We start from the raw sequence: 10,670 nt of genomic DNA, 5'->3' as shown, positions 1-10,670 counted from the left end.
TCTATTGTTGAGATGTGGAGCGATTCATCTGATTAATATGAGATATGATCCATCTTTCAGCTGAAATAGTGGCTTTTCTTCCGGTTTTTCCCTGACTAAGGTGGATATCAATGTATTTTTTTGGAAGCAAACTTCTTCCTATCTCAGGCCATTCAATTATGCATATTCTTTCATTTAAAATTTCATCAAATCCTAACTCAACTACCTCTTGATGACTAGATAATCGATAGAAATCAAAATGAGCTACTGGTATGCTAGCATCATATAGTTGGACTAATGTAAAAGTAGGGCTTAATACTTCTAATGCATCATCATGCATCAGAAAACGTATGATAGAACGTGCTAAGAAACTTTTTCCTGATCCTAAATCTCCTGATAGGGTGAGACAATCTCCAAGCCTGAGTATAGATGCTAAGTGACGACCAAGGCAAATAGTATTTTTTTCATTAGGAATAGGGATCACTGTTAAATGTTTTTCGGAAAAATTCATAGCAATTTTCGTTCTACTCTTTTGAGGGAATTCGGCAATTGATTGTGGTAACTCCTTCATCAGAACTACTAATTGATACATGTCCGCCATGAAGATTGATAAAGCTTTCGACTATAGACAAACCTAATCCTACTCCTCTACGCTGTCCACGATGTGCATTCGAGACAAATCTATTAAATACGCTTTTACACATATCTTCAGGGATACTTGATCCATTATTCTTAACAGAGAAAATAAAATCACCATTGTCGCGAGCAGCTTTTAAAATAACAGTAGATCCTTTAGAAGAGAAATCCATAGCATTGCTGAGGATTTTTGAAAAAATTTGAAGCAATCTCTGCCGATCAGCAACGAAGGATCCTAGTTTACCATCAGAAATAACTTTGATCCTTATATTATTTTCATGCATCTTGGTGGCAATTGATTGCTTTACCTCATTTAAAAGATCATTAAGAACAATAGTGCTGTAATTTAGTTTCATAATCCCAGCATCAACAGTGGCGAGATCAAGGATATCATTAACCAGATTAAGTAAAATTGTTGATGAGGCAGATATATACTCTACGTATTGAGATTGTTTAGAATTCAAGCTGCCTAATTTAGATGTTTTAAGCAAATCAGTAAATCCAATAATATTCGTTAAGGGAGAACGTAACTCGTATGATACGTGTTGGACAAAACTATTTTTGATTTCATCTGCTTTGCGTAGCGCCTCATTCTTCTCTGTTAAAGCTCTCTCTGCCCGAACTGAATCAGTCACATTGACGAAGGTTAACATAGTTTGTGCATTCGGTAATGGAATGATAGAATATTCAAGAACTGAATCTGATAAAAGTTCAAGCGTTCCCTGTAAGGATTTCCTTTCATCATCAAAACTTGTGATGATTGCAGCGAAAAGATCCCAGCCATCTGATTCATTGTAATATCTTGAACATGTAGCTGCAATATTCCGTATATGTGTTCCAGGAGATAATCGATTTTCTTCTGTTTTCCAAAGAGATCTAAAAGCTGGATTTGATAACTTAATTCTACCATCTGGTCCGAAAACTGCGACTCCTTCAGAGAGATGATCGATGGTTTCTCCTTGTACTTTTACGAGGGTATTATATTTTGTTTCTAGATCTACTTGGACTGTCAAATTTTCAAACATCCAAATTGTACCCCCTCGTGGATTAGAGGTAACTATGACGTGCAACGTCTGTCCATTAGGCAAATGCCAAGTGTCTTTATGGGTTTCTGAAGATTTGTAAACAGAAAAAATATTTTCTTTCCAAGTTTTCCAATTGAGCTGTTCTGGCAATTTGTTGGCAGACCTCAAAAATTCGAGAAGTTCATCATTACTTGGATTAGTTGCTAGAAATGCAAGATCTATTTCCCATAATTCCACAAAAGATCGATTGTGAAACTGTAAGTATCGATTTTGATCAAATATGGCTATAGCAACAGTCAAGTTATGGAGTATTTCATATGTATGAGTCAATTGATCATTGACAGTTATTTCTTTGGATACATCAATAGCAATACCAGCTTCTCCGAAAGAATTTAATACTCGCACTATTTTATAAGATTTATTGTTTCCATGTTCCAATGTAGAGACAGTTTCGCAAAAATTTTTTTCTAAAGCACTAGAAGAAATCATTCTCTTTTTAATTTCTTCTTTGAATAGTTTACGACTTTCACCAATTGCTTTTTGAAAGACGATTCCTTCTGTTTCTGTATTCTTTTTATAACTAATATTAGCCCAAAGAATATCCCCTGCTTGATCGCGGTGCCATACTAAGAAATCAAGAGAATCAAACAATACTTTGAAAACCGAAATATGATTACTGAGTTTTTTGCATTTCAAAGTCGTTTCTGCTAATTCAGAGTAGATTCCATCAAGTGATAAAATGCGAAGAAAAGCACAGCTCCCTGATACCCTTCCTTCTATTTTAATTGCGCAATCATTTTGGGTTTCTGCGACAAGATCAAAGCTTTGTCCCTCTTTGCGAAGTTTTTCAGTTGCTTTAGATAGTTTTATATAATGATGAAACTTTAACCAATTTTCAAAAGATAGAAGATCAGTGTCTGTTTGAGGAATGTCTATTCTTTGATGTAATTGTCCAATTATTTCGGGTGTCTCATCTTTTCCATCCCAAACAATGGTGAGACAATTATTCTCCGTTAACAATGAGTGGTATTTTGATAATTGATCGCATATTTCAGAAAGGAACGAGTACGTTTCGTTGACCTTTTTAGCGAGACTGTTTCTTTGTCTAATGAGTAAGATTATGGGAATAATAGTGGTTAAGAGCATTCCAGCTATCGTTCCAAATACTGCTATCTTACAAGAGAACAACGTGCAAATCTCTATTCCTTTTCCAATGCCTATTGTTGCCATGCCTGCCATCATTTTATGGTTAATAATTACTCTTCTAAGAGGCTATTGCAGAGAATATATTATCTTTTTGAGTAGATTGTAGCTTATTTTGATGAAGGAATTTTATTAATTTCAACATTATTGTTATAGTCCCATTCACCGTGCGATTCTTGTACTCTGGTTGGAGTTTTTTGCAACCATCCTAGTGTCTACTATACTTCAAGTTAATTACAAATCAAAATCAGCATTTGGGGGAAGAAGAATAAGAGATATTAGCATAAGTATGTTTTAATTAAATAATTACAAGCAAGTTGCAAAATCAGGTGAGTTTTAAATATGAGATAAGCATGATTATAATTTTGATAATTAACGATGTTGAAGACTATCAAAAACATTTGAGAGTAGAGATTCTTTTGAACTATCATTGATGAACATTTACATTATTAATACATACCAACTAATATTATATTATCATGAAATTGTTATGTAAAAAAATATTGGCTATAATACACAGAGATGCACTATGGATCAGAATAATCAAAGATGGGGTTCGTTGATAGTAGTAAGATAGTCGTGTTGAAGATGACAATATTTTGCTATGTTGAATTTTAAATTAATGGTGGTGAGGGGAGAGGCGTTTTATGGAAAAATTTGATTTGGAGGGATCTTCTCGTGTGTATCGTAATTTGAGCACTAGTAGGTTGTATGAAGAATCCATTCGCCGTGAAAAAACAATTCTCACCTGTGATGGAGCCTTGAGGGCATTAACTGGGCAACATACAGGTCGTTCTGCTTTTGATAAATTTATTGTGCGTGATAGTCATACTGAGAACGATGTGTTTTGGGAGAATAACAAGTATATCTCTCCTGCCGATTTTGATACATTGAAAGCGGATATGTTAGATTATATCAAGGACAAGGACTTATTCTTACAGGATTTAGTAGCTTGTCCCCATACAAAGAATGCGATTTCCGTATGCGTCGTAACGCAATATGCATGGCATTCTTTGTTCATCCGGAATTTATTGAAGCATAAAGAAGATCTTGGTGCTGTGCCCAACATGATGAGTTTACAGGTTGTAGTGTTGCCTGATTTTTCTGCTGATCCGAATAGACATGGATGCTGTTCAGAAACAATCATAGCAGTTGATTTGACCGCAGGCTTGATATTAATAGGGGGCACTTCTTATGCTGGAGAAATAAAAAAATCAGTATTTACTTATCTAAATCATATTTTTCCAGAGCGCGGGATTATGCCAATGCATTGTTCCATTAATATGGACAAAGAAAAGGAAGATGTGGCATTATTTTTTGGTCTTTCTGGCACAGGAAAGACGACTTTATCAGCAAGTGTTGACAGATTCCTTATAGGGGATGATGAACATGGCTGGAGTAAAGAGGGGGTATTTAATTTTGAGGGCGGTTGTTATGCGAAGTCCATTAACCTTTCGAAAGAAACAGAGCCGGAGATTTTTTCTGCCTCTTGTCGTTTTGGAACGGTGCTTGAAAATGTAGTTGTCGATGAATGTGGCATTCCTAATTTTAAAGATTCTTCTGTTACAGAAAATACTCGGGCTGCTTATCCTCTTAATTTTATCCATAATCATGCGCCGCAATCTATAGGCAAGCATCCGAAACATGTGATTATGCTTGCTGCTGATGCATTTGGGGTTTTGCCTCCGGTTGCATATTTGAATCCTGAAAAAGCCGTATATTATTTTCTTTCTGGTTATACTGCTAAAGTGGCTGGGACAGAGAAAGGGGTTTTAAAACCAGAAGCAACTTTTTCAGCGTGTTTTGGAGCTCCGTTTATGCCGAGAGATCCTGTTCAATATGGTAACATCCTCAAAGATTACATTGTCAAATATTGTGTTGATTGTTGGCTTGTTAATACTGGATGGACTGCTGGTTCATATGGCGAGGGTTATCGTATGCCATTAAGTGTGACGCGTGCGTTGTTGAAAGCAATTTTTGATAATTCCATTAAAAGTGTACCATATCGTGTCGATGAGAATTTTGGTTTTTCTGTCCCTTTAGAAGTTAAGGGTGTGGATAGAAAATTGTTAAATCCTCGAGATTCTTGGAATGATGTTGAAGCATATGATCAAAAGATGAGAGAATTATTGTTGATGTTTGAGAATAACGCTGAAAAAAAACAGATAAAAATATGATATAATAACTTTTTGTATATTTCATTTTTTACAAAGCGAAGAGTTGAAAAGTGTTGTGTGTTACACAAATAGTTTTTTTTTAAATCAATTATTTTTTTCAGGAGAATTTAAAGGTCAGAGAATCCTTGTTCTTAGAAATATTTTTTCTTTTTAGATGTCCTTCTGTAAGGGATTATATTTTTTTTATCTTAATGGTTTTTACAGAGTGATCTTCTCCTTTTGATAGGATGAGATCGGCTCGTTTACGCGTTGGTAAAATATTGTGTTGTAAGTTAGGTAAATTTATATTGTTCCACGCTGTTTCCGCAATTTTTAAAGATTGTTCTTCGCTTATTTCTGTGAAGTGATGAAAATAAGATCTTGGATTCAGAAATGCCGTTTCTCGTAGTTTGAGAAAGCGATTGAGATACCATCGGTGGATATCTCTTTTATCAGCGTCTATGTAAATCGAAAAGTCTAAGAAATCGGAGATCATAGGAGTGGCTTTTTGATTATCAGATAAAGAATTTTGTTGTAAGACATTAATTCCTTCAATTAACAGTATATCGGGTTGAATTATTGTGTCGTACTCTCCTTCTAAAATATCGTATTGCGAGTGTGAGTAACGTGGAACAGCAACTTTTTTTTTCCCAGATTTTACATCAGAAAGAAATGTTAAGAGTTTGTTTGAATCATAACTTTCAGGGAATCCTTTGCGTTGCATAAGATTATTTGCTGTAAGCACAGCGTTAGGAAAAAGAAAACCATCTGTAGTGATAAGAGAAACTTTGAAATTAGAAATTTGTTGCAATAAAATACATAGGATGCGAGCGAAGGTAGATTTTCCTACGGCAACGGACCCTGTAATGCCCACAACAAAGGGTATTTTAGATTCTTCTTTAAGGTTCAAAAATTTGTTATATTGATGGCAAGTAATTTTAGCGGAATTTACATTTATCAATAGCAAATGTGATAGGGGGAAGTATATTTTATATATTTCAGTTGAATCAATTGGGCTATCAAAAGAAAGTAATTGATTAGATATTTTTTTGGATAAGATGGATGAAAATTTCGAATGAACTGCCCATTCATGCGATGTAAAAAAATGATAAAAGCAATGGTTTGGCATATTTAAAGATAATCCATTTATAAAATGTATATAATTACTCGTGACTGCATATCTTGAAAAGATTGGGTATATGACCTTTTAAATATATCGTTTTTAATAGGAATTTCATTGATAACTTGACCGCATTTTTATTAAAATAATGTATAATGACATGTACATAAAAATTTTATTTGGATTGCATTTCAGGACACAAATTTATAACGCTATTTTTATCATGCTATTCTATAATAGCAGAAATTTTTTAGTCAAATATGGGATTATGGAGCAATTATGGTTGTAATGGGTGACAAGCATTATGCCGTTAAAATGCATGCTACGACAATTTTGACAGTGCGTAAAGACGGAGTTGTTGTGATTGCTGGTGATGGGCAGGTAAGTCTTGGACAAACTGTGATGAAGGCTAATGCTCGTAAAGTTCGTCGTTTAGGTAAAGGCAACATCATAGCGGGATTTGCGGGTTCTTCTGCAGATGCGTTTACCCTTTTGGAAAGATTAGAAAAAAAACTTGAACAGTATCCAAATCAACTTTTGCGTTCGTCTGTTGAGTTGGCTAAAGATTGGCGTATGGATAAGTATTTGCGCAATCTTGAGGCAATGATACTGATTGCTGATAAGACAATAACGTTGGTTATTACAGGGATGGGAGATGTGCTTGAGCCAGAAAACGGGGTAATGGCAATCGGATCTGGAGGGTCTTATGCTCTTTCAGCGGCTCGTGCCTTGATGAGTACTCAGAACAGTGCGGAGGAAATCGCTCGTAAGGCTATGTCTATTGCTGCTGATATTTGCGTTTATACAAATCATAACATTGTATTAGAGACGTTGAAAGTAGGGGATGAATAGGAAAGATGAAGCTCACATTTAATTTTTCTCCGCGTGAAATTGTTTCTGAACTTGATCGTTATATTATTGGTCAACAAGATGCTAAACGTGCTGTGGCAATAGCGTTGAGAAACCGTTGGCGACGCCAGCAATTGCCAGCAGATTTACGCGACGAATTAATGCCAAAAAATATATTGCTTGTTGGTCCTACTGGTGTTGGGAAAACGGCTATTTCTCGTCGCCTAGCAAGATTGGCAGGAGCCCCTTTTATCAAGGTTGAAGTAACGAAATTTACTGAGATTGGGTATGTTGGGCGTAATGTCGAGCAGATTATACGAGATTTAGTTGATGTTGCAATTAATATAGTTCGTGAAAGTAGACGTGATGAGGTACGAGAACAAGCTAGTATTAATGCAGAAGAAAGAATATTAGATGCTCTTGTTGGAAAGACAGCGACATCTAATACAAGAGAAGTATTTCGCAAGAAATTACGTGACGGGGAAATATCTGACAAGGAAATTGATATAGAGGTAGCAGACACATCTTCTGATATTTCAAACTTTGATATACCGGGAGGGGCTAGTGTAGGGATTCTCAATCTTTCAGAATTATTCTCCAAGGTTATGGGAAGTGGGCGTAAGAAAAAGATACGTATGTCTGTTCAGAAGTGTTATCCAGAGCTTATGCGCGATGAATCTGATCGATTAATCGATATGGATACAGTCCATAGAGATAGTATCCAAATGGTTGAAAATTATGGAATTGTTTTTTTAGATGAATTTGATAAAATAGTCGCGCGTGACTCAGGGAATGGAATAGGTGTTTCTCGTGAGGGAGTGCAGCGTGATCTTTTGCCGTTAGTAGAGGGATCTTCTGTCTCAACAAAATATGGATCCATTAATACGGACCATATTCTTTTTATTGCATCCGGAGCGTTCCATGTCTCTAGGCCAGCTGATCTTTTGCCTGAGATTCAGGGAAGATTTCCAGTGCGTGTCCATCTGAAATCCTTAAATAAAAGTGATTTTAGATTGATTTTAACGGATACGGAATCAAATCTTATACTCCAGTATAAAGAGTTGATGAAAACAGAAGGTATAATTCTAGATTTTACAGAGGATTCAATAGATGCGCTTGCTGATGTCGCGGTGAATTTGAATAGCACTGTTGGCGATATAGGAGCTCGCCGTTTGCAAACAGTGATGGAGCGGGTTTTAGAGGATATATCTTTTTCTGCTTCGGATCTGCAAGAAAAAACCGTTGTGATTGATGCTGAATACGTGCGTTTGCATATAGGAGATTTTCCATCTGAAACGGACATGTACCATTTTATTTTATAGGTCTGTCTTCCTGCTTTGAGTATTATTGGTTGGAGTATTTTTTTTGAGTAATTTTGGTTGACTTGGTTATGTGATCTGTTTAGTACTGGTGACGTTATTTGAGAATAGAATAGAGAGAAGAAAGGGAGACGTGGACGGCGGTTTTTTTTATTTTTGTAATTATGTTATTAATTACGATGTGAGAGGTTCGTTGTTCATGTTTTTCTGTTGTTATGACGTTGGAAGATGTTTGTAGCATTGGATTTTACATGGCAGTGCCTTTGGCAAGAACATGAGAGTTTGATCCTGGCTCAGAACGAACGCTGGCGGCAGGCCTAACACATGCAAGTCGAGCGCGTATGCGAATACGAGCGGCAGACGGGTGAGTAACGCGTAGGAATCTACCTTTTTCTACGGGATAACGCATGGAAACGTGTGCTAATACCGTATACGCCCTATTGGGGGAAAGATTTTATTGGAGAGAGATGAGCCTGCGTTGGATTAGCTAGTTGGTAGGGTAAGAGCCTACCAAGGCTACGATCTATAGCTGGTCTGAGAGGACGATCAGCCACACTGGGACTGAGACACGGCCCAGACTCCTACGGGAGGCAGCAGTGGGGAATATTGGACAATGGGGGCAACCCTGATCCAGCCATGCCGCGTGAGTGAAGAAGGCCTTAGGGTTGTAAAGCTCTTTCGCCGGAGAAGATAATGACGGTATTCGGAGAAGAAGCCCCGGCTAACTTCGTGCCAGCAGCCGCGGTAATACGAAGGGGGCGAGCGTTGTTCGGAATAACTGGGCGTAAAGGGCGCGTAGGCGGGCGATTAAGTTAGAGGTGAAATCCCAGGGCTCAACCTTGGAACTGCCTTTAATACTGGTTGTCTAGAGTTTAGGAGAGGTGAGTGGAATTCCGAGTGTAGAGGTGAAATTCGTAGATATTCGGAGGAACACCGGTGGCGAAGGCGGCTCACTGGCCTGATACTGACGCTGAGGCGCGAAAGCGTGGGGAGCAAACAGGATTAGATACCCTGGTAGTCCACGCCGTAAACGATGAGTGCTAGCTGTTGGGTGGTTTACCATTCAGTGGCGCAGCTAACGCATTAAGCACTCCGCCTGGGGAGTACGGTCGCAAGATTAAAACTCAAAGGAATTGACGGGGGCCCGCACAAGCGGTGGAGCATGTGGTTTAATTCGATGCAACGCGCAGAACCTTACCAGCCCTTGACATGTATAGGACGATATCAGAGATGGTATTTTCTTTTCGGAGACCTTTACACAGGTGCTGCATGGCTGTCGTCAGCTCGTGTCGTGAGATGTTGGGTTAAGTCCCGCAACGAGCGCAACCCCTGCCTCTAGTTGCCATCAAGTTTAGGTTTTTACCTAGATGTTGGGTACTTTATAGGGACTGCCGGTGATAAGCCGGAGGAAGGTGGGGATGACGTCAAGTCCTCATGGCCCTTATGGGCTGGGCTACACACGTGCTACAATGGTGGTTACAATGGGTTGCGAAGTCGCGAGGCGGAGCTAATCCCCAAAAGCCATCTCAGTTCGGATTGCACTCTGCAACTCGAGTGCATGAAGTCGGAATCGCTAGTAATCGCGGATCAGCATGCCGCGGTGAATACGTTCTCGGGCCTTGTACACACCGCCCGTCACACCATGGGAGTTGGTTTTGCCTGAAGACGGTGTGCTAACCGCAAGGAGGCAGCCGGCCACGGTAGGGTCAGCGACTGGGGTGAAGTCGTAACAAGGTAGCCGTAGGGGAACCTGCGGCTGGATCACCTCCTTTCTAAGGAAGATGTTGAGTATCATTGAATTTATTGAGTGATCTGAACGTTTTTTGAAGATTAAAGCTTTTAATTAAGCTTGATATAAATTTGCTGTTGTGAAGCAGCGTTTTTAAAAGGATCGCCGTCCATGTTTCTCTTTCTTTTCGGATTTTTTGCGATGATGGGGGGTCGTTAATATTTGGTTTTGAGGGCCCGTAGCTCAGGTGGTTAGAGTGCACCCCTGATAAGGGTGAGGTCGGTAGTTCAAATCTACCTGGGCCCACCACTTTTTGTTCAGGGGGCCGTAGCTCAGTCGGTAGAGCGCCTGCTTTGCAAGCAGGATGCCAGCGGTTCGATTCCGCTCGGCTCCACCATTGGCGTAATTATGGAATTTTGTTCTGATTTTTTGGAGCAAGAGTTTTTTGAAAATTGAATAGAAGATATATTTTTTTGTATTTTTTATGTTGGCATTGTATGCGACATATAAGATACCGGCGTTGTTAACCGCACGTTGAGAATTTATCTCAGGAAATTGGTCTATTGAAGAAGCATAAGGATATTATGTTTTTTTAATTATAAAGAGTTTGCAAAGAACTTTATGACGATTGACAATGAGAGTAATCAAGCGCGA

The 10,670-nt window shown here is 38.5% G+C and carries 6 protein-coding genes, 2 tRNA genes and 2 rRNA genes (1 of these 10 only partly in view); 7 read left to right on the top strand and 3 right to left on the bottom strand.

What is annotated here, in order from left to right; translation table 11 throughout:
• Position 1 precedes the first annotated feature (1 nt).
• Positions 2-490 (bottom strand): tRNA (adenosine(37)-N6)-threonylcarbamoyltransferase complex ATPase subunit type 1 TsaE, encoded by a 489-nt coding sequence (gene tsaE, locus CD16_RS01905; protein WP_012778718.1) that lies wholly within the window; start codon positions 488-490, stop codon positions 2-4.
• 13 nt (positions 491-503) lie between these two features.
• Positions 504-2,882 (bottom strand): sensor histidine kinase, encoded by a 2,379-nt coding sequence (locus tag CD16_RS01900; RefSeq protein ID WP_012778717.1) that lies wholly within the window; start codon positions 2,880-2,882, stop codon positions 504-506.
• 608 nt (positions 2,883-3,490) lie between these two features.
• Here CD16_RS01900 and CD16_RS01895 point away from each other — a divergent pair.
• Entirely contained in the window at positions 3,491-5,020 is a 1,530-nt protein-coding gene (locus CD16_RS01895) for a phosphoenolpyruvate carboxykinase (ATP) (RefSeq protein ID WP_012778715.1), read from the top strand.
• Between the two features lie 172 nt (positions 5,021-5,192).
• On the opposite strand, the gene coaA is transcribed toward CD16_RS01895, so the two are convergent.
• Complete coding sequence (gene coaA / locus CD16_RS01890; protein WP_012778714.1) at positions 5,193-6,128, bottom strand: type I pantothenate kinase; 936 nt, start codon at positions 6,126-6,128, stop codon at positions 5,193-5,195.
• Positions 6,129-6,398: 270 nt separating this feature from the next.
• Here coaA and hslV point away from each other — a divergent pair, with 270 nt between their 5' ends.
• From hslV to CD16_RS01860, 6 genes are all read left to right on the top strand, one after another.
• Positions 6,399-6,971 carry an ATP-dependent protease subunit HslV gene (gene hslV / locus CD16_RS01885; protein ID WP_012778713.1) on the top strand — a complete coding sequence of 191 codons (573 nt, stop codon included), beginning with the start codon at positions 6,399-6,401 and terminating at the stop codon, positions 6,969-6,971.
• A gap of 5 nt (positions 6,972-6,976) precedes the next feature.
• A complete protein-coding gene (hslU, locus tag CD16_RS01880; RefSeq protein ID WP_012778712.1) occupies positions 6,977-8,290 on the top strand; it encodes an ATP-dependent protease ATPase subunit HslU in 1,314 nt (437 codons plus the stop codon).
• A 267-nt stretch (positions 8,291-8,557) separates the two neighbouring features.
• Positions 8,558-10,059 (top strand): 16S ribosomal RNA (locus CD16_RS01875).
• 189 nt (positions 10,060-10,248) lie between these two features.
• A tRNA-Ile gene (locus CD16_RS01870) sits at positions 10,249-10,325 on the top strand.
• A 12-nt stretch (positions 10,326-10,337) separates the two neighbouring features.
• Positions 10,338-10,413: transfer RNA gene (locus tag CD16_RS01865), tRNA-Ala, on the top strand.
• A gap of 245 nt (positions 10,414-10,658) precedes the next feature.
• Positions 10,659-10,670, top strand: a 23S ribosomal RNA gene (locus CD16_RS01860); it runs 2,781 nt beyond the window's last position.
• The 16S and 23S rRNA genes sit together here with 2 tRNA genes alongside, the layout of an rRNA operon.

Source organism: Candidatus Liberibacter asiaticus (assembly GCF_000590865.3).
Classification (GTDB): Bacteria; Pseudomonadota; Alphaproteobacteria; order Rhizobiales; family Rhizobiaceae; genus Liberibacter; species Liberibacter asiaticus.
This window is presented reverse-complemented; position numbering and strand designations above follow the sequence as displayed.